The organism is Streptomyces sp. NPDC001568, from assembly GCF_042893755.1.
Lineage (GTDB): Bacteria > Actinomycetota > Actinomycetes > Streptomycetales > Streptomycetaceae > Streptomyces.
Window position 1 is genome coordinate 144,560 of sequence record NZ_JBIAVF010000012.1, and the last position, 19,814, is coordinate 164,373.

Consider the following 19,814-nt stretch of genomic DNA (forward strand, 5'->3'; position numbering starts at 1 on the left):
GGCAGAGCGACACCGTGAACTGGGACGACGAGAGCACCGCCGAGGACGAGGCCCGCATCGTGGCCTCCGCCGCCGACGGGGAGGACACGGCCGTCGAGGCCGCGCTGCGCCCCAAGGACCTCGGCGAGTTCGTCGGCCAGGAGAAGGTCCGCCAGCAGCTGGACCTCGTGCTCAAGGCGGCCAAACAGCGCGGCGCCACCGCCGACCACGTACTGCTCTCGGGCGCGCCCGGCCTCGGCAAGACCACCCTGTCCATGATCATCGCGGCCGAGATGGGCGCCCCGATCCGGATCACCTCCGGCCCCGCCATCCAGCACGCCGGCGACCTCGCCGCGATCCTCTCCTCCCTCCAGGAGGGCGAGGTCCTCTTCCTCGACGAGATCCACCGCATGTCCCGGCCCGCCGAGGAGATGCTGTACATGGCCATGGAGGACTTCCGCGTCGACGTCATCGTCGGCAAGGGCCCCGGCGCCACCGCCATCCCCCTGGAACTGCCGCCCTTCACCCTCGTCGGCGCCACCACCCGCGCCGGACTGCTGCCCCCGCCGCTGCGCGACCGCTTCGGCTTCACCGGGCACATGGAGTTCTACGTTCCCGAGGAGCTGGAACGCGTCATCCACCGCTCCGCCCGCCTCCTCGACGTCGAGATCGACACCGCCGGCGCCGCCGAGATCGCCGGACGCTCCCGCGGCACCCCCCGCATCGCCAACCGGCTCCTGCGCCGGGTCCGGGACTACGCCCAGGTGAGGGCCGACGGGGTGATCAACCGGACGGTCGCCGAGACGGCACTCCAGGTCTACGAGGTGGACGCGCGCGGCCTCGACCGGCTGGACCGGGCCGTGCTGGAGGCCCTGCTCAAGCTGTTCGGCGGCGGTCCCGTCGGCCTGTCCACCCTCGCGGTCGCGGTCGGGGAGGAACGGGAGACGGTGGAGGAGGTCGCCGAGCCCTTCCTGGTCCGGGAGGGCCTGCTGGCCCGCACCCCGCGCGGGCGGGTCGCGACCCCCGCCGCATGGGCCCACCTGGGGCTCGTACCGCCGCAGCACGGCGCGAGCGGATCAAGCGGACAACAGGGCTTGTTCAGGTCCTGACGGCGCGGAGGTTCGACCGGTCAGGAACTGCGGTGCCATGCTGGGCGTTGTTCCATCGGTGCGGACTCGCCTAGACTCCGCCGATGCCGACCCTTCGGGTCGGCGTGCCCACCCCCGTAGAAGAAGGCCGTCGTCCGTACGGTCGTGCGAAGGATCTCCGTCCCGTGAATCTCGTGACACTCCTCCCGTTCATCGTGCTCATCGGGGCCATGTTCCTGATGACCCGCTCCGCCAAGAAGAAGCAGCAGGCGGCCGCGCAGATGCGCAACGAAATGACGCCCGGCACCGGTGTCCGCACCATCGGCGGCATGTACGCCACGGTGAAGGAGATCGGTGAGGACACGGTCACCCTGGAGGTGGCTCCCGGTGTCCACGCGATCTACGCGAAGAACTCCATCGGCGCCGTCCTCGAGGACGAGGAGTACAACCGCATCGTCCACGGCATCACCGATGATCCGACGAACGACACGCCGGTCGTGCCGGACGACGCCTCCTCGCTGACCGAGGCCGACGCCCCCAAGACGGACCAGCCCAAGGCCGATCTGTCGAAGGACGCGTCCACCGACGCCACCGACGCCCCGAAGCTCGACCTGGGCAAGAGCGACGAGCCCAAGGGCGACGAGCCCAAGGACGGCGAGCCCGGCGCCAAGTAGCACCGGGCCGGGAACCGCGGTGGCGCCCGACCGGCGACCGCCGCGGTACCCGCAGTGAACTTCTGCGGGGGGCAGGGGTCCCCACCACACATTTCGTGGCCGTCCGCGCGCTGACCCGGCGCGGGACGGTTGGACAGGGAGAAACGACAAGGTGGCAGCACCGAAGAAGGGCCGGCGGCCCACGGGGGCTCAGGGGAGGCCGGGGCGCGCCCTGGCCCTCATCCTGATCGCGATGGTGGCGCTCACCGCGGGGATGTTCCTCTCGAAGCAGACCACTCCCCGCCTGGGCATCGACCTCGCGGGCGGTACGAGCATCACGCTCAAGGCGAAGAGCGAGCCCGGCAAGCCGAACGCCATCAACGAGACCAACATGAACACCGCGGTCGGCATCATCGACCGCCGTGTCAACGGTCTCGGCGTCTCGGAGGCCGAGGTCCAGACGCAGGGCACCGACCACATCATCGTGAACATCCCCAAGGGTGTGAACGAGCAGCAGGCGCGCGAACAGGTCGGTACCACCGCGCAGCTCTACTTCCGCCCGGTGCTCGCCGTCGCCGACGGCGCCCCGATCGCCCCCGAGGCCACTCCGAGCGGCTCCCCGAGCCCCTCCACGAGCGGTTCCGCGCCGCCGAAGGCCGAGGGCAGCGGCAAGCCGTCCGCCCCGGCCACCCCGTCGTCCAGCGCCACTTCCCAGGGCCGCACACTCAGCGAGGCCCTCAAGGCCCCCAGCGCGCCCACCCCCTCGCCCTCGGCGAGCGGGTCGAAGAAGGCAGACGACAACAAGGCGACCCCTTCCGCCTCGGCTTCCGGTGCCCCGTCCGGGTCGCCGTCCGCGTCCCCCGACGCGAGCGCCCCGCCGGTGGACCCCGCCGTCGCCGACCTGCAGACGAAGTTCGCCGCACTGGACTGCACCGACCCGGCGCAGCGCACCGCGGCCGGCCAGGGCGCCAAGCCCGAGGACTCGATGGTCGCCTGCGGCCAGCGCGACACCCAGTGGTTCAAGTGGGTCCTCGGTCCGGCCCAGGTCGACGGCCAGGACGTCAAGGACGCCAAGGGCGTCGTCGACACGCAGCGCGGTGGCGGCTGGATCGTCCAGATGCAGTTCACCGACAAGGGCGCCGACAAGTTCGCCAAGATCACCGGTGAGCTGGCCACCAAGCAGTCCCCGCAGAACCAGTTCGCGATCGTCCTCGACGGCAAGGTCATCTCCGACCCCTCCGTCAGCCAGGCACTGACCGGCGGCAACGCCGAGATCTCCGGCGGCTTCACCCAGGAGAGCGCCCAGGACCTGGGCAACATGCTGTCCTACGGCGCCCTGCCCCTGTCCTTCCAGGAGGACAGCGTCACGACCGTCACCCCCGCGCTCGGTGGCGAGCAGCTGAAGGCCGGTCTCATCGCCGGCGCCATCGGCCTCGTCCTCGTGGTGATCTACCTGCTGGTCTACTACCGCGGTCTGGCCTTCATCGCGATCATCAGCCTCCTGGTGTCCGCGGTGCTGACCTACACGATCATGTCGCTCCTCGGCAAGGGCATCGGCTTCGCCCTCAACCTGCCGGCGGTCTGCGGCGCCATCGTGGCGATCGGCATCACGGCGGACTCGTTCATCGTGTACTTCGAACGCATCCGGGACGAGATCCGCGAGGGCCGCACCCTGCGTCCGGCCGTCGAGCGCGCGTGGCCGCGCGCCCGGCGCACGATCCTGGTGTCGGACTTCGTGTCCTTCCTCGCCGCCGCGGTGCTGTTCATCGTCACCGTGGGCAAGGTCCAGGGCTTCGCCTTCACACTGGGTCTGACGACCCTGCTCGACGTGGTCGTGGTGTTCCTCTTCACCAAGCCGATCATGACGCTGCTGGCCCGCACGAAGTTCTTCTCGAGCGGTCACCCGTGGTCCGGGCTCGACCCGAAGCGGCTCGGTGCCAAGCCGCCGCTGCGCGGATCCCGCCGCACCGGCCCCGTACCCGCCCCCGTCGACGCAAAGGAGGCGTGAGAGATGTCGAAGCTGGGAGATCTCGGCGCCAGGCTGTACCGCGGTGAGGTCGGCTACGACTTCGTCGGCAAGCGCTTTCTCTGGTACGGCGTTTCCATCCTGATCACCATCACGGCGATCGTCGCCCTGGCGGTCCAGGGCCTGAACATGGGCATCGAGTTCAAGGGCGGTGCCGTCTTCACCACCCCGAAGACGACCGCCAGCGTCGCCCACGCGACCGAGGCCGCGGAGAAGATCTCCGGTCACGACGCGATCGTCCAGGAGCTCGGCTCCGGCGGCATGCGCATCCAGATCTCCGGTCTGGACACCGCGGCGGCCGCCGACGTCAAGGGCAAGCTCGCCACCGACCTCAAGGTCAACGCGGCCGACATCAACGCCGACCTCGTGGGACCGAGCTGGGGCGAGCAGATCGCCAACAAGGCCTGGACCGGCCTCGGCATCTTCATGATCCTCGTGGTGATCTACCTCGCGATCGCCTTCGAGTGGCGGATGGCGGTCGCCGCGCTGATCGCCCTGATCCACGACCTCACCATCACGGTCGGCGTGTACGCGCTGGTCGGGTTCGAGGTCACCCCGGGTACGGTCATCGGTCTGCTGACCATCCTCGGTTACTCCCTCTACGACACCGTCGTCGTCTTCGACGGTCTGAAGGAGGGCTCGAAGGACATCACGAAGCAGACCCGCTTCACCTTCAGCGAGATCGCCAACCGCAGCATCAACGGCACGCTGGTCCGCTCGATCAACACCACGGTCGTGGCCCTGCTCCCCGTCGCGGCGCTGCTGTTCATCGGCGGCGGCTTCCTGGGCGCGGGCATGCTCAACGACATCTCGCTGTCGCTGTTCGTCGGCCTCGCGGCCGGTGCGTACTCCTCGATCTTCATCGCGACCCCGCTGGTCGTGGACCTGAAGGAGCGCGAGCCGGCGATGAAGGCCCTCAAGAAGCGGGTCCTGGCCAAGCGCGCGGCCGCCGCGGCCAAGGGTGAGCCGGTCGACGGGGACGGGGGCGCCGACTCCGGCGACTCCTCCGAGCCCGTCTCCGGCGGCCAGGGGAGGCGGCGTCGGTGACCTCCTGTTCCCCCGAGGTCCGCGAGCTGCTGCTCAGCCGGATCAAGGACGTACCGGACTACCCGAAGCCGGGCGTGATGTTCAAGGACATCACCCCGCTGCTGGCCGACCCGAAGGCCTTCGCGGCCCTGACGGACGCGCTGGCGGAGCTGGCCGTCCGGTACGGCGCCACGAAGATCGTCGGCCTGGAGGCGCGCGGGTTCATCCTGGCCGCCCCGGTCGCCGTGCAGTCGGGCATCGGCTTCGTACCGGTCCGCAAGGCCGGAAAGCTGCCGGGCGCCACGCTCGCGCAGTCCTACGAGCTGGAGTACGGCACGGCGGAGATCGAGGTCCACGCGGAGGACCTCACCGCCGGTGACAAGGTCATGGTCATCGACGACGTGCTCGCCACCGGCGGCACCGCCGGAGCCTCGCTGGAGCTGATCCGGCGGGCCGGCGCGGAGGTCGCGGGCGTCGCGGTCCTGATGGAGCTGTCGTTCCTCCCGGGCCGGGCCAGGCTGACGGACGCCCTCGCGGGCGCCCCGCTGGACGCCCTGATCGTGGTCTGAGCCCGGACGTCGCCCCCCGGCGGCGACCCGCAGTGCCTGTCGGAAGCGGCGGGCCCCCGGAACCTCCCGGGGGCCCGCCGCTTCCGCTTGCGCCGGGAGTGGCCGCAGGGGCGACGTCCCGTGGGGCGGGCGTGGGGGAACGGGCCGGCGCAACCCTCGCTACCATGGGTTATCCGGACCTGACCGGGGCCCCGGATCCTCCCCCAGACTCCGTCCGGGGGGACCCCCGTGAGGAGCGCTCTTGCCAGACGAGGTCCAGCCACTCTCCGCCGCGCAGCCCGACCCGCAGGCCGAGCCGGCCGCGGCGGCTGCCGCCACGCCCCCTCCGGCGCCGCCGGCCCCGCCGGTCAAGCCCGCTCCGGCGAAGCAGGCCGGATCCTCCAACCGGGTGCGCGCCCGCCTGGCCCGCCTCGGTGTGCAGCGTTCCAACCCGTACAACCCGGTACTGGAACCCCTCCTGCGCATAGTCCGCAGCAACGACCCGAAGATCTCCACGGAGACGCTGCGCCAGATCGAGCAGGCCTACCAGGTCGCCGAACGCTGGCACCGGGGCCAGAAGCGCAAGAGCGGCGACCCGTACATCACCCACCCGCTCGCGGTGACCACCATCCTCGCCGAGCTCGGCATGGACCCGGCCACCCTGATGGCCGGCCTGCTGCACGACACGGTCGAGGACACCGAGTACGGCCTGGAGCAGCTGCGCCGCGACTTCGGCGACGCGGTCGCCCTGCTGGTCGACGGCGTCACCAAGCTGGACCGGGTGAAGTTCGGCGAGGCCGCGCAGGCCGAGACCGTCCGCAAGATGGTCGTCGCCATGGCCAAGGACCCCCGGGTCCTGGTCATCAAGCTCGCCGACCGCCTGCACAACATGCGCACCATGCGGTACCTCAAGCGGGAGAAGCAGGAGAAGAAGGCCCGCGAGACCCTTGAGATCTACGCGCCGCTGGCCCACCGCCTCGGCATGAACACCATCAAGTGGGAGCTGGAGGACCTCGCCTTCGCGATCCTCTACCCCAAGATGTACGACGAGATCGTGCGGCTGGTCGCCGAGCGCGCCCCCAAGCGCGACGAGTACCTGGCCGTCGTCACCGACGAGGTGATGACGGACCTGCGGGCCGCCCGCATCAAGGCCACGGTCACGGGCCGCCCCAAGCACTACTACAGCGTCTACCAGAAGATGATCGTCCGCGGCCGTGACTTCGCGGAGATCTACGACCTGGTGGGCATCCGCGTCCTCGTGGACACGGTGCGGGACTGCTACGCGGCCCTCGGCACGGTGCACGCGCGTTGGAACCCGGTCCCCGGCCGGTTCAAGGACTACATCGCGATGCCCAAGTTCAACATGTACCAGTCGCTGCACACGACGGTCATCGGGCCCAGCGGCAAGCCGGTCGAACTGCAGATCCGCACCTTCGACATGCACCGCCGCGCCGAGTACGGCATCGCCGCGCACTGGAAGTACAAGCAGCAGACCGTCGCCGGCACCTCCAAGGTCCGCACCGACGTCCCGCAGGCCGCCAAGGGCAGCGCCGGCCAGGACACCGTCAACGACATGGCCTGGCTGCGGCAGTTGCTCGACTGGCAGAAGGAGACCGAGGACCCGGGCGAGTTCCTCGACTCGCTGCGCTTCGACCTCTCCCGCAACGAGGTCTTCGTCTTCACGCCCAAGGGCGACGTCATCGCGCTGCCCGCCGGCGCGACCTCCGTGGACTTCGCGTACGCCGTCCACACCGAGGTCGGTCACCGGACGATAGGGGCGCGGGTCAACGGACGGCTCGTACCGCTCGAATCGACCCTCGACAACGGCGACCTGGTCGAGGTGTTCACCTCCAAGGCCGAGGGCGCGGGCCCGTCCCGCGACTGGCTCGGCTTCGTCAAGTCGCCCCGGGCCCGGAACAAGATCCGCGGCTGGTTCTCCAAGGAGCGCCGCGACGAGGCGATCGAGCACGGCAAGGACGCCATCGCGCGGGCCATGCGCAAGCAGAACCTGCCGATCCAGCGCATCCTGACCGGCGATTCCCTCGTCACGCTCGCCCACGAGATGCGCTACCCCGACATCTCCTCGCTGTACGCGGCGATCGGCGAGGGCCACGTGGCCGCGCAGGGCGTCGTGCAGAAGCTGGTGCAGGCCCTCGGTGGCGAGGACGCGGCCAACGAGGACATGGAGGAGAGCATCCCGCCGGCCCGCGGCCGCAGCAAGCGGCGGGGCAACGCCGATCCCGGCGTCGTGGTCAAGGGCGTCGACGACGTGTGGGTCAAGCTGGCCCGCTGCTGCACCCCGGTGCCCGGCGACCCGATCATCGGCTTCGTCACCCGGGGCAGTGGCGTATCGGTTCACCGTGCGGACTGCGTCAACGTCGACTCCCTCTCCCAGCAGCCCGAGCGGATGCTGGAAGTGGAATGGGCGCCCACCCAGTCCTCCGTCTTCCTGGTCGCCATCCAGGTCGAGGCGCTGGACCGGTCCCGGCTGCTGTCGGACGTCACCCGGGTCCTGTCCGACCAGCACGTGAACATCCTGTCCGCGGCGGTGCAGACCTCGCGCGACCGGGTGGCCACCTCCCGGTTCACCTTCGAGATGGGCGACCCGAAGCACCTGGGCCACGTCCTGAAGGCCGTCCGCGGCGTCGAGGGCGTCTACGACGTCTACCGCGTGACGTCGGCCCGCAGGCCGTAGCGCGGGCCGAGCGCCGCACCGTCGGCCGTACGACGCAGTGGGCGCCACCCCCGAGGGGTGGCGCCCACTGCCGTACGGAGCCCGCGGACTCAGCCGCCGAACTCCTCCAGGCCCTTCAGCGCCTGGTCCAGCAGGGCCTGTCGGCCCTCCAGTTCACGCGCCAGCTTGTCGGCCTTCGCGTTGTTGCCCGCGGCGCGGGCCGCGTCGACCTGTCCGCGCAGCTTGTCGACGGCCGCCTGGAGCTGACCCGTCAGACCGGCGGCACGCGCCCGCGCCTCCGGGTTCGTACGCCGCCACTCGCCCTCCTCGGCCTCCTGGATGGCGCGCTCCACCGCGTGCATCCGGCCCTCGACCTTGGGACGGGCGTCCCGCGGGACGTGGCCGATGGCCTCCCAGCGCTCGTTCAGGGAACGGAACGCGGCGCGGGCCGCCTTCAGGTCCGTGATCGGGACGAGCTTCTCCGCCTCGACGGTCAGCTCCTCCTTCAGCTTCAGGTTCTCGACCTGCTCGGCGTCCCGCTCGGCGAAGACCTCGCCGCGCGCCGCGAAGAACACGTCCTGAGCGCCGCGGAAGCGGTTCCACAGGTCGTCCTCGGACTCGCGCTGCGCCCGGCCGGCCGCCTTCCAACTGTCCATCAGCTCGCGGTAGCGGGCGGCCGTCGGACCCCAGTCCGTCGACTTCGACAGCGACTCGGCCTCCGCGACCAGCTTCTCCTTGGCCTTGCGCGCGTCCTCGCGCTGGGCGTCCAGCGCGGCGAAGTGAGCCTTGCGCCGCTTGGAGAAGGCGGACCGGGCGTGCGAGAAGCGGTGCCACAGTTCGTCGTCCGACTTGCGGTCCAGCCGCGGCAGACCCTTCCAGATGTCGACCAGGGCCCGCAGCCGCTCGCCCGCGGAGCGCCACTGGTCGCTCTGCGCCAGCTGCTCGGCCTCGGTCACCAGCGCGTCCTTGGCCGCCCGGGCCTCGTCGGCCTGCTTGGCCTTCTGGACCTTGCGCTCCTCGCGCCGCGAGTCGACGGTCGACACCAACGCGTCGAGCCGCACGCGCAGCGCCGCCAGGTCACCCACGGCGTGGTGCTCGTCCACCTGCGTGCGCAGGTGCTCGATGGCCGTCTGGGCGTCCTTGGCGGACAGATCGGTGGTCCGCACCCGCCGTTCGAGGAGGCCGATCTCGACCACCAGGCCCTCGTACTTGCGCTCGAAGTAGGCCAGGGCCTCCTCAGGGGTGCCCGCCTGCCACGAGCCGACGACCTGCTCGCCCTCGGAAGTACGCACGTACACGGTGCCGGTCTCGTCGACTCGGCCCCACGGGTCGCTGCTCACAGCGCCTCCTCCACCTGATGCCGTCGAGGGGGTTCGCCCCCCGGGCATCGTCCACAGTTTCCTGGGGCGGGCAGCGCCCGCCCTGCACAACGCCAACATAGGCGACCGTCGGGCCGGCTGTCCGCATCCCGCACGACGGAATATCGACGTACGGGAGACGTACGCGGGGCGTGCGGGAGGCGGGCGGGGCCGGCCCGGCGGTCGTCCGACGGGTCAGTTCTTGGTGACCGTGCCCTTCTCGATGGTCACGGGGGTCTTCGGGGCGCCGTCCGGCGTTCCGGTGGCCGTACCGGCCTTGGCGACCTCCTCCAGGACCTTCACGCCGGCCGGGTCGATCGTGCCGAAGGGCGTGTACTGGGGGGGCAGCGGGCTGTCCTTGTAGACCAGGAAGAACTGGCTGCCGCCGGTCCCGGGCTGACCGGTGTTGGCCATCGCGACGGTGCCCGCCGGGTAGGTGACCTGCCCCTGCTCGTTCGGCTTGCCGAGCGCGTCCAGGTTCTCGTCCGGGATGTTGTAGCCCGGGCCGCCGGAACCGGTGCCCTCGGGGTCACCGCACTGCAGGACGAAGATTCCGCCGGTCACCAGGCGGTGGCACTTCGTGTTGTCGAAGAAGCCCTTGTCGGCCAGCGACTTGAACGAGTTCACGGTCTGCGGGGTCTTCGCCGCGTCCATCTCGAACTTGATCGGGCCCGCGCTCGTCTTCAGGTCGAAGGTGTACTTCGCCTTGTCGTCGATCGCCATCGCCGGCGGCGACTGCTTGGGCGTGGGCGCCGCCGAGGGGGACGCCGCGTCCGCGGCCGGCTCGACCGTCTTGTCCTTGCTGTCGAAGACGCCGCCCGCGATGAGGCCCACCAGAGTGGCCACCACCACGGCCGCCGCCGCGCCGATCACGGCCAGGCGTTGCCTCGACTTGCGACGGGCCTGTGCCCGCCGCTGCTGCTGGCGCTCGTACTTCTCCCTGGCGAGCTGTCGCCGACGCTGATCGCTCGTGACCACCGGGTCGTCTCCTTGTGCGTCTCTGGTACCGCTGTCCGGGCTGGGTTAGGCCGTACCGTATATGGGTTCGCTGTGTAATGAGCGGCGCCGGTAGGCTCTGAGCAGCAGATTCCGATCCGCTGCCTCCCGCCGGACGACGATTGAGGACGAACGTGCTGATTGCCGGGTTCCCCGCCGGGGCCTGGGGGACCAATTGCTACCTGGTCGCCCCCGCCGCGGGTGAGGAGTGCGTGATCATCGACCCGGGCCACCAAGCGGCCCAGGGCGTCGAGGAGACGCTGAAGAAGCATCGGCTCAAGCCCGTCGCGGTCGTCCTCACCCACGGCCACATCGACCACGTCGCCTCGGTGGTCCCGGTGTGCGGGGCCCACGACGTACCGGCCTGGATCCACCCCGAGGACCGCTACATGATGAGCGACCCGGAGAAGGCCCTCGGCCGTTCCATCGGGATGCCGCTCATGGGCGAGCTGACCGTGGGGGAGCCGGACGACGTCCGCGAGCTCACCGACGGAAGCAGCCTGAAGCTGGCCGGGATGGAGTTCTCCGTGGCGCACGCGCCCGGGCATACCAAGGGGTCGGTGGCCTTCAGGATGCCCGAGCTGGCCGACGTTCCGCCGGTCTTCTTCTCGGGCGACCTGCTCTTCGCCGGCTCCATCGGACGCACCGACCTGCCGGGCGGCTCCCACGCCGAGATCCTCGAATCGCTGGCCCGCGTGTGCCTGCCGCTCGACGATTCCACCGTGGTGCTGTCCGGCCACGGTCCCCAGACCACCATCGGCCGCGAGCGGACGACCAACCCGTACCTGCGGGAGGTCGCCGCCGGCCTGGCAGCGGACCCGAAAGCCGCGCCACGACGAGGAATGTGACGAGACTTCCGTGAGCACCTTCAAGGCCCCCAAGGGCACGTACGACCTGATCCCGCCCTACTCGGCCAAGTACCTGGCGGTCCGCGAGGCCATCTCCGCCCCGCTGCGCACGGCCGGATACGGCTACATCGAGACCCCCGGTTTCGAGGACGTGAACCTCTTCGCGCGCGGCGTCGGGGAGTCCACCGACATCGTGACCAAGGAGATGTTCACCCTCACCACCAAGGGCGGCTCGAACCTCGCCCTGCGCCCGGAGGGCACCGCCTCCGTGCTGCGCGCGGCCCTGGAGGCCAGCCTGCACAAGCAGGGCAACCTGCCGGCCAAGCTCTGGTACTCGGGCTCGTACTACCGCTACGAGCGCCCGCAGAAGGGCCGTTACCGCCACTTCTCCCAGGTCGGCGCCGAGGCCATCGGTGCCGAGGACCCGGCCCTCGACGCCGAGCTGATCATCCTGGCCGACCAGGCCTACCGCGGCCTGGGACTGCGCGACTTCCGGATCCTGCTGAACTCGCTCGGCGACAAGGAGTGCCGCCCCGTCTACCGGGAGGCCCTCCAGGCCTTCCTGGGCGGGCTCGACCTGGACGAGGAGACCGTCCGCAGGGCCGAGATCAACCCGCTGCGCGTCCTCGACGACAAGCGTCCCGACGTACAGAAGCAGCTCGTCGGCGCGCCCGTCCTGCGCGACTACCTGTGCGACGGCTGCAAGGCGTACCACGAGGAGGTCCGGGCGTTGATCACGGCCGCCGGAGTGGCCTTCGAGGACGACGAGAAGCTGGTGCGCGGGCTCGACTACTACACCCGCACCACCTTCGAGTTCGTCCACGACGGCCTGGGCTCGCAGTCCGCGGTCGGCGGCGGCGGTCGCTACGACGGCCTGTCCGAGATGATCGGCGGACCGGCGCTGCCGTCGGTGGGCTGGGCGCTCGGCGTGGACCGTACGGTGCTGGCCCTGGAGGCCGAGGGCATCACCCTGGACATCCCGGCGGCGACGACGGTGTTCGCGGTGGCCCTGGGCGAAGCCAAGGCGACCGTGTTCGGGCTGGTGACGCGGCTGCGCAAGGAGGGCGTCGCGGCCGACATGTCGTACGGCGGCAAGGGGCTCAAGGGCGCCATGAAGGACGCGAACCGCAGCGGCGCCCGCTTCGCCGTCGTCGCGGGCGACCGAGACATCGCCGAGGGCGTCGTCCAGCTCAAGGACATGGAGTCCGGCGAGCAGGGCCCGGTGGCCCTGGCCGACCTGGTGACCGCGGTCAAGGCCCGCCTGGCCTGACCGGCGGCGCCCCCGCGCGGGGCGGTACGGGGACCGGTGGTCCCCGTACCGCCCCGCGTCCTTATCCCCATCGAACGGCCGACAGGTACCCCCGTACGGCACAATGGCCGGTGCTTGATGACCTTGCAGATGCGGAGCGGGCGGGTATGACGACAACAGGTGCGGGCGCGGAAACCGGCCCCCGGACGTTCGGCGGCAGCCGCGCCCTGGCGCTGCTGCTGGTGATCACGGGAGCCGCGGGCCTGCTCGCGGCCTGGGTGATCACGATCGACAAGTTCAAGCTGCTGGAGGACCCGAACTTCACGCCGGGCTGCAGCCTGAACCCGATCGTCTCCTGCGGCAACATCATGAAGAGCGACCAGGCGGCCGTCTTCGGCTTCCCGAACCCCATGCTCGGACTGGTCGCCTACGGCATCGTCGTCTGCGTCGGCATGAGCCTGCTCGCCGGCGCGCGCTTTCGCCCCTGGTACTGGCTGACCCTGAACGCGGGCACCCTGTTCGGCGTCGTCTTCTGCGCCTGGCTCACCTACCAGTCGCTGTACAACATCAACTCGCTCTGCCTGTGGTGCTGCCTGGCCTGGGTCGCCACCATCTTCATGTTCTGGTACGTGACCGCGCACAACGTGCGCCAGGGCCTGCTCCCCGCGCCCGCCTGGCTGCGCGGCTTCTTCGACGAGTTCGCCTGGGTCATGCCCGTCCTGCACGTCGGGATCATCGGCATGCTGATCCTGACCCGCTGGTGGGACTTCTGGACCTCCTGAGCCGCCCGGCCGGGACTGTCGGCGCCCTCGCATAGGCTTTCGGTGTGGAACCAGACCTCTTCACCGCCGCAGCCGAGGAACGCCGGGCGAAGGACCCCTCGGCGTCACCGCTCGCGGTCCGGATGCGCCCCCGCACCCTGGACGAGGTGGTCGGACAGCAACACCTGCTCAAGCCCGGCTCGCCGTTGCGCAGGCTGGTGGGGGAGGGCGCCGGCGGACCGGCCGGAGCCTCCTCGGTGATCCTGTGGGGGCCGCCCGGCATCGGCAAGACGACCCTCGCCTACGTGGTCAGCCAGGCGACGCAGAAGCGCTTCGTGGAACTCTCGGCCATCACGGCCGGCGTCAAGGAGGTCCGGGCGGTCATCGAGGGCGCCAAGCGGGCCGCCGGCGGCTACGGCAAGGACACCGTCCTCTTCCTCGACGAGATCCACCGCTTCAGCAAGGCCCAGCAGGACTCCCTGCTGCCGGCCGTGGAGAACCGCTGGGTCACCCTGATCGCGGCGACCACGGAGAACCCGTACTTCTCGATCATCTCGCCACTGCTCTCGCGGTCCCTGCTGCTCACCCTCGAACCCCTGACGGACGGGGACCTCAGCGCGCTGATGCGCCGCGCACTGACCGAGGAGCGGGGCCTGGGCGGGGCCGTGACCCTGCCGGCGGACGCGGAGGCGCACCTGCTGCGCATCGCCGGCGGCGACGCCCGCCGCGCGCTCACCGCCCTGGAGGCGGCGGCCGGTTCCGCCCTCGCCAAGGGCGAGCAGGACATCACGCTCCAGACCGTCGAGGAGGCGGTCGACCGCGCGGCCGTCCGCTACGACAAGGACGGCGACCAGCACTACGACGTGGCGAGCGCGCTGATCAAGTCGATCCGCGGCTCCGACGTGGACGCGGCGCTGCACTACCTGGCCCGGATGATCGACGCGGGGGAGGACCCCCGGTTCATCGCCCGGCGCCTGATGATCTCCGCGAGCGAGGACATCGGCCTGGCCGACCCGACGGCCCTGCCGCTCGCCGTCGCGGCCGCCCAGGCCGTGGCCATGATCGGCTTCCCGGAGGCGGCGCTGACCCTCTCGCACGCCACCATCGCCCTGGCGCTCGCCCCCAAGTCGAACACCGCCACCACCGCGATCGGCGCCGCGCTGGCCGACGTACGGGCCGGGCTGGCGGGCACGGTCCCGCCGCACCTGCGCGACGGCCACTACAAAGGGGCGGCGAAACTGGGGCACGCCCAGGGATACGTCTACCCGCACGACGTGCCGGGCGCCATCGCCGCGCAGCAGTACGCCCCGGACGAGATCCACGGCAAGCGGTACTACGAGCCGACCCGCTACGGCGCCGAGGCCCGGTACGCGGACGTGGTCGACAAGGTGCGCGAGCGGCTGCGCGGCGGGTCCTGACCCCGGGCGTCGCGCGCCGCCCGGCTCCCCGTCGGGGCCGGGCATAACCTCCGGGCCATGGGACGCCGACGCCGTGCTCCGTTCATCGCCGCGACGACGGCGACGCTGCTGCTGCTCGCCGGCTGCCACCACGACGAGCCGGACCGGGCGCGGGCGAGCGCCGCGGCGCTGGTGGGGCGGGCGCCGCTGACCGGCCCCGGCTTCCCGCCCGCCGCGGCCGCCGCCAAGGAGCGGCTGGCGGGGTTGAAGGTCGAATGGGGCCGGAACTGGCAGACGTACAAGCGGGAGGAGTTCGGCCGGTACTGGTCGGACGAGACCGACGCCATCGGCGGCCGCAACGGCTGCGACACCCGCGACGACGTCCTGCGCCGGGACCTGAAGGAACTGCGCGAGGGCGACCGCAACCCCTGCGTGGTGCTCTCCGGGGTGCTCGACGACCCTTACACCGGCACGCGGCTCCCCTACTCCTACCGGCGCGCCTCGCAGATCCAGACCGACCACGTGGTCGCCCTCGGCGCCGCCTGGCGGGGCGGCGCGTACGCCTGGACGCCGGGGCGCAGGCTGGAGTACGCCAACGACCTCGACGTGCTGCTCGCCGTGGACAAGCAGACGAACCAGGACAAGGGCAGCAGGACCGCGGACAAGTGGAAACCGCCGCGGCGGGAGTTCTGGTGCGAGTACGGACGCCGGTACACCGGCATCAAGGCCAAGTACGGGCTCTCCGTGACGCCGCCGGAGAAGACGGCGCTGGAGGAACTGCTGGCGACCTGTCCCGCTCAGGCCGTCCCCTTCGGATCCTCAGTGTGAGGCGGCCGAGAAGAGGTGGTGCATGGCGCGGCGCAGGCCGCAGATGTCCGTGACCGGCTCGGGGAAGTCGAAGCGGGCGTCGAAGGAGGACTCCGCCGAGGCGCCCCTGAAGCGCACGCGCAGACCGAGGCGGTCCAGGGCGAGTGGAACGGCCCGCATGTCCCGCGCCTCACGGGGTCCGAGCAGCCCGCACAGGTCCGCGATCCGGTCGCCGTGGGCGGCGTGCAGGTGCTGGAGCAGTTCCGTCTCGTGCGCCACCATCGGATCCGGCTCGGCGTCGGCGAGGTCCTCGGGGTCCACGTGCTCGGCGCCCCACAGGTCGTCCACGGAGATCTCGCCGACCTCCAGGCGCAGCATCATCCAGGCGGGCCGGCCGGAGTAGGGCGCGTCGAGGGACTCGGACATGCCCAGCAGTTCGCCCACCGGACGGCGCTCGGCGAGCAGGGCCGCGCAGACCGCGCGGTCGTCCCCGCGCACCGGCGTCAGCCACCCGGCCAGCCACGCACGGCCTCGGATACGATGGGGCACGGACACCGGCGCCACGTCCGTGATCTCGATCACGGCGGTGAGGTCGTCGTCCTGGGCGTGAGCGGCTGCCCTGGCAGCCGTGGATTCCCCGGAAACAAGGAGAATCACGTCCCCGTCCGGGGTGACGGTCCGCGCGGCCGGCACCCCTGTCCCCAATTCTTCGGACTCGTGACTGTCACGAGCACCCGGCAGGGTGAGGGATACTGAGGCGTTGGACTCTACGAGGGTTCGTACGCGTTCGGCTCCGGTGAGCTGCCGAACGCCTTCCCTGGGACGCGGCTGACCTTGCCTATCGTCGTCGAAAGCGGATTCCGTTTCGTTGGAATCCGAACTTCGCCGCGCACTGGGCAGGGGGATCCCATGTGGTCGAGACATTACGTCCTCCTCGCTAAGGTAAGCCTCACCTAACTTACATGGAGGTAGGTTCCACGTGAACCAGAAGCGACCCAAGGTCAAGAAGTCGCGTGCCCTCGGCATTGCGCTGACCCCGAAGGCCGTCAAGTACTTCGAGGCCCGCCCCTACCCGCCGGGCGAGCACGGCCGTGGCCGCAAGCAGAACTCGGACTACAAGGTTCGTCTGCTGGAGAAGCAGCGTCTGCGCGCTCAGTACGACATCTCCGAGCGTCAGATGGCCCGCGCGTACGACCGCGCCAAGAAGGCCGAAGGCAAGACGGGCGAGGCGCTGGTCGTCGAGCTCGAGCGTCGCCTCGACGCCCTGGTCCTGCGTTCGGGCATCGCCCGCACCATCTACCAGGCCCGCCAGATGGTCGTTCACGGCCACATCGAGGTCAACGGTGACAAGGTCGACAAGCCGTCGTTCCGTGTCCGCCCGGACGACGTCATCACCGTGCGCGAGCGCAGCCGCGAGAAGGTTCCGTTCCAGGTTGCCCGTGAGGGTGGCTACGCAGGCGAGGGCGAGACCCCGCGCTACCTGCAGGTCAACCTGAAGGCCCTGGCCTTCCGCCTGGACCGTGACCCGAACCGCAAGGAAATCCCGGTCATCTGCGACGAGCAGCTCGTCGTCGAGTACTACGCCCGCTGATCCGTCGGCAGGCGTAGCCCTCACAGGCTGGTGTCAACCCGTCGTCCCCTCCGGGGGGCGGCGGGTTTTCCCGTTCTCGGGCCGCCCTCCCGGCCGGGCGCCCAGCGCGCCCGCAGGACCAGGGCGTCGACGCTCAGCTGCCGCCCCTCGGCGGCGTGCACCGCGTACCGCTCGGGGCCCAGCGCCTCGCCGGCCCGCTCCTGGCACATCAGCCGGGGCGCGTTGAAGTACCCCGACCCGAACAGCCGCACGCCCACCCCGCCCCACATCGGCTCCGCCGCGCCCTGGAGCACCGCCGCCTCCGCCGGCCGGCCCTCGGTGACCGTGACCAGGGCCAGCAGCTCCACGGCCAGCACCAGCCCCACCAGGTCCCGGAACGCGTGGTTGACCGTGACGCACTCGGTCAGCAAGTGTCGGGCACGGGCCGTGTCCCCCGCGTCCAGGGCCGCGTACGCCAACACGTACAGGGCGTACGCCTTCGTCCAACGTTCCCCGCGGTCCTCGCAGATCTCCCGGACCTCCTCGCAGAGCGTGGCGGCTCCCGCCAGCTCGCCCTGGAACGCCATCGCCATCGCCAGCTCCACCTGACACATCAGGACGTTGCTGTTCAGCTCACCGGCCTCCCGGTACCGCTCCAGCGCCGAGCCCAGCAGTTCGCCGGCGCGCGCCATGTCGTCCGTGACCAGCGCGAGGCAGCCCATCCGGTGGACCGCGTACGCCGCCGCCACCTCGTTGCCCGACCGCAGCGCGGCGTCGCGGCACTCGTGGAGGGCGCTCATCGACGCCACCGCGTCGCCCTGGAGCACCGCCACGTAGCCGAGCACCCACAGCGCCTTGAGCCGGGAGCTCTCGTACTCCTGCTGCCCGTCGCCCGGGACCGGCTCCAGGGTCCGGTCGAGCCAGTGCCGGCCCTCGGTCAGCCGGCCGCAGCCCGCCCAGTAGAACCAGAGGGTGCCCGCCAGGTACTGGCCCAGGTGCAGTTCCTCCGGGTCGTCCAGGCAGCACTCCAGGGCGAGCCGCAGGTTCGCCAGTTCCACCTCCACGAGCGCCGCCACCTCCTGCTGGCGCGGGCTGAACCAATCCAGTTCGCACCAGGTGGCCAGGCCCATGAACCAGTCCCGGTGGCGCCGCCGCAGCCGGGTCGCGTCACCCTGGGACGCCAGCCACCCGGCCCCGTACAGCCGTACGGTCTCCAGCATCCGGTAGCGCACCCCGGCCGGGGTCTCCTCCCGGACCAGCAGGGACTGCGCGATCAGTTCGCCCACCACGTCGAGCACCGTGTCCACCGGCAGGTCGGGGCCCGCGCACACGTACTCGGCGGCGTCCAGGTCGAACTGCCCGGCGAAGACCGACAGCCGGGCCCACAGCAGCCGCTCGGCGGGGGCGCACAGTTCGTGGCTCCACCCGATCGCCGTCCGCAGGGCCCGGTGCCGGGCCGGCGCCCCGCGCGCCCCGCCGGTCAGCAGCGCGAACCGGTCCTCCAGCCGGGCCAGCACCTGGGCGGGCGACAGCGTCCGCAGCCGGCCCGCCGCCAACTCCAGGGCCAGCGGGATCCCGTCGAGGCGGGCGCACAGTTCGGTCAGCAGCGGCCGGTTCGCCTCCGTCACGGCGAAGGCGGGGTCGGCGGCGGCCGCCCGCCCGACCAGCAGCTCCAGAGCCCCGGCGGGATCCAGGGGGGCCAACGGAAAGACCTGCTCGCCCTCCACGCCGAGCGTGCGCCGGCCCGTCGCGAGCACCCGCAGGCCGGGGGAGCGGCGCAGCAGCTCCGCCAGCAGCTCGGCCGTCTCCTCGACCAGTTGCTCGAAGCCGTCCACGACCAGCAGCAGCCGCCGCCGCGCCAGGTGCTCGGCCAGGACGGTCCGGGGCGGCCGGGTGGTGTGGTCCGTGAGCCCGAGCGCCTCGGCGAGGGTGAACTCCAGCAGCGCGGGATCGCGTACCCCGGACAGCTCGGCCAGCCACACGCCGTCGAAGTGGCGTTCCTGCGGCCCCGACCCCGGCTCCGACCCTTCGCGGGGCTCCTCCGAGGGCCCACCGGCGACCGCGCGGGCCGCCGCCAGCGCGAACCGGGACTTGCCCACCCCGCCCACCCCGGTGATCGTCACCAGCCGCGCGGAGTCCAGCAGCCGTCCCAGCCGGGACAGTTCGCCACCCCGCCCGACGAACCCGCTGAGCTCCGAGGGAAGATTGCCCCGGGTCCTGATTCGAAGGGGTCTCTGTCGCATGGGACACGGAGGGTACTGGTCCGCGTGCGCTGCGTACAAGGTGATCACGCGGGCCCCGGAATTCAGGTACTGCGGCGGATCTCCGGCGCGATAGGGTCGGAGGAGACTTTTCTCCGTAGGTTTTCAGATTCAGGAAGCGGTGCAACGTGACCGGTGGAGAGGTGGCCGGGATCCTCGTGGCCGTCTTCTGGGCCATCCTGGTCTCCTTCCTCGCCGTCGTACTGGTGAGGCTCGCCCAGGTGCTGAAGGCGACGACGAAGCTGGTGGCCGACGTGACGGAGCAGGCCGTTCCGCTGCTCGCGGACGCCTCCACCACCGTCCGCTCCGCGCGCACCCAGATCGACCGGGTCGACGCCATCGCCAGCGACGTGCAGGAGGTCACCTCCAACGCCTCCGCCCTGTCCTCCACCGTGGCCTCCACCTTCGGCGGGCCGCTGGTCAAGGTCGCGGCCTTCGGCTACGGCGTACGCCGGGCCCTCGGTCGTACGGACGGGGCGGCGACCGGCCGCGACCCGCAGAAGACGTCCCGGCGCACCGTGATCGTCGGCCGTACGGTGCCGGCGGCCCGCCGCCGGAAGCAGAAGGGCTGAC

Annotated in this window: 17 protein-coding genes; 13 read left to right on the forward strand and 4 right to left on the reverse strand. The window is 71.1% G+C overall.

Annotated elements, in window-relative coordinates:
• Window positions 1–14: 14 nt before the first annotated feature.
• The 6 genes from ruvB to ACFY0I_RS23030 all read left to right on the forward strand — a co-directional run bounded on the left by ruvB (window position 15) and on the right by ACFY0I_RS23030 (window position 8,015).
• Complete coding sequence (gene ruvB / locus ACFY0I_RS23005; protein WP_388898828.1) at window positions 15–1,088, forward strand: Holliday junction branch migration DNA helicase RuvB; 1,074 nt, start codon at window positions 15–17, stop codon at window positions 1,086–1,088.
• A gap of 164 nt (window positions 1,089–1,252) precedes the next feature.
• Window positions 1,253–1,741: a preprotein translocase subunit YajC gene (gene yajC / locus ACFY0I_RS23010; RefSeq protein ID WP_388898831.1), complete on the forward strand. Its 489-nt coding sequence runs from the start codon at window positions 1,253–1,255 to the stop codon at window positions 1,739–1,741.
• 151 nt (window positions 1,742–1,892) lie between these two features.
• Complete coding sequence (secD, locus tag ACFY0I_RS23015) at window positions 1,893–3,728, forward strand: protein translocase subunit SecD (RefSeq protein WP_388898833.1); 1,836 nt, start codon at window positions 1,893–1,895, stop codon at window positions 3,726–3,728.
• A gap of 3 nt (window positions 3,729–3,731) precedes the next feature.
• Window positions 3,732–4,793, forward strand: a complete 1,062-nt coding sequence (gene secF / locus ACFY0I_RS23020; protein WP_388898835.1) for a protein translocase subunit SecF — start codon at window positions 3,732–3,734, stop codon at window positions 4,791–4,793.
• The gene (locus tag ACFY0I_RS23025) at window positions 4,790–5,341 is read left to right on the forward strand and encodes an adenine phosphoribosyltransferase (protein WP_388898837.1); all 552 of its coding nucleotides are present in this window, start codon (window positions 4,790–4,792) and stop codon (window positions 5,339–5,341) included. The genes secF and ACFY0I_RS23025 overlap by 4 nt, the downstream gene beginning before the upstream one ends.
• 241 nt (window positions 5,342–5,582) lie before the next feature.
• Window positions 5,583–8,015, forward strand: a complete 2,433-nt coding sequence (locus tag ACFY0I_RS23030) for a bifunctional (p)ppGpp synthetase/guanosine-3',5'-bis(diphosphate) 3'-pyrophosphohydrolase (RefSeq protein WP_319195251.1) — start codon at window positions 5,583–5,585, stop codon at window positions 8,013–8,015.
• A gap of 89 nt (window positions 8,016–8,104) precedes the next feature.
• On the opposite strand, the gene ACFY0I_RS23035 is transcribed toward ACFY0I_RS23030, so the two are convergent.
• Window positions 8,105–9,334, reverse strand: a complete 1,230-nt coding sequence (locus ACFY0I_RS23035) for a DUF349 domain-containing protein (RefSeq protein WP_388898840.1) — start codon at window positions 9,332–9,334, stop codon at window positions 8,105–8,107.
• 213 nt (window positions 9,335–9,547) lie between these two features.
• Complete coding sequence (locus tag ACFY0I_RS23040) at window positions 9,548–10,330, reverse strand: peptidylprolyl isomerase (RefSeq protein ID WP_388898842.1); 783 nt, start codon at window positions 10,328–10,330, stop codon at window positions 9,548–9,550.
• A gap of 152 nt (window positions 10,331–10,482) precedes the next feature.
• Here ACFY0I_RS23040 and ACFY0I_RS23045 point away from each other — a divergent pair, with 152 nt between their 5' ends.
• From ACFY0I_RS23045 to ACFY0I_RS23065, 5 genes are all read left to right on the forward strand, one after another.
• The gene (locus ACFY0I_RS23045; RefSeq protein ID WP_388898844.1) at window positions 10,483–11,196 is read left to right on the forward strand and encodes an MBL fold metallo-hydrolase; all 714 of its coding nucleotides are present in this window, start codon (window positions 10,483–10,485) and stop codon (window positions 11,194–11,196) included.
• A gap of 10 nt (window positions 11,197–11,206) precedes the next feature.
• Window positions 11,207–12,466 (forward strand): histidine--tRNA ligase, encoded by a 1,260-nt coding sequence (gene hisS / locus ACFY0I_RS23050; RefSeq protein WP_388898846.1) that lies wholly within the window; start codon window positions 11,207–11,209, stop codon window positions 12,464–12,466.
• A gap of 146 nt (window positions 12,467–12,612) precedes the next feature.
• Window positions 12,613–13,227, forward strand: a complete 615-nt coding sequence (locus ACFY0I_RS23055; RefSeq protein ID WP_388898848.1) for a vitamin K epoxide reductase family protein — start codon at window positions 12,613–12,615, stop codon at window positions 13,225–13,227.
• 44 nt (window positions 13,228–13,271) lie between these two features.
• Entirely contained in the window at window positions 13,272–14,624 is a 1,353-nt protein-coding gene (locus tag ACFY0I_RS23060) for a replication-associated recombination protein A (protein ID WP_388898851.1), read from the forward strand.
• Window positions 14,625–14,681: 57 nt separating this feature from the next.
• On the forward strand, window positions 14,682–15,431 hold the full coding sequence (locus ACFY0I_RS23065) for an HNH endonuclease family protein (protein WP_388898854.1): 750 nt from the start codon (window positions 14,682–14,684) through the stop codon (window positions 15,429–15,431).
• On the opposite strand, the gene ACFY0I_RS23070 is transcribed toward ACFY0I_RS23065, so the two are convergent.
• Window positions 15,423–16,334, reverse strand: a complete 912-nt coding sequence (locus ACFY0I_RS23070) for a DUF2470 domain-containing protein (protein ID WP_388898857.1) — start codon at window positions 16,332–16,334, stop codon at window positions 15,423–15,425. The genes ACFY0I_RS23065 and ACFY0I_RS23070 overlap by 9 nt on opposite strands.
• A 55-nt stretch (window positions 16,335–16,389) precedes the next feature.
• On the opposite strand from ACFY0I_RS23070, the gene rpsD reads away from it, so the two are divergent.
• The gene (gene rpsD, locus ACFY0I_RS23075; protein ID WP_008740451.1) at window positions 16,390–17,001 is read left to right on the forward strand and encodes a 30S ribosomal protein S4; all 612 of its coding nucleotides are present in this window, start codon (window positions 16,390–16,392) and stop codon (window positions 16,999–17,001) included.
• Window positions 17,002–17,021: 20 nt separating this feature from the next.
• Here rpsD and ACFY0I_RS23080 read toward each other — a convergent pair whose 3' ends face one another.
• Window positions 17,022–19,223 carry an ATP-binding protein gene (locus tag ACFY0I_RS23080; protein WP_388898860.1) on the reverse strand — a complete coding sequence of 734 codons (2,202 nt, stop codon included), beginning with the start codon at window positions 19,221–19,223 and terminating at the stop codon, window positions 17,022–17,024.
• Window positions 19,224–19,369: 146 nt separating this feature from the next.
• Here ACFY0I_RS23080 and ACFY0I_RS23085 point away from each other — a divergent pair, with 146 nt between their 5' ends.
• Window positions 19,370–19,813, forward strand: coding sequence for a DUF948 domain-containing protein (locus tag ACFY0I_RS23085; RefSeq protein ID WP_388898863.1), 444 nt, complete (start codon window positions 19,370–19,372; stop codon window positions 19,811–19,813).
• The last annotated feature ends 1 nt before the right edge of the window (window position 19,814 follow it).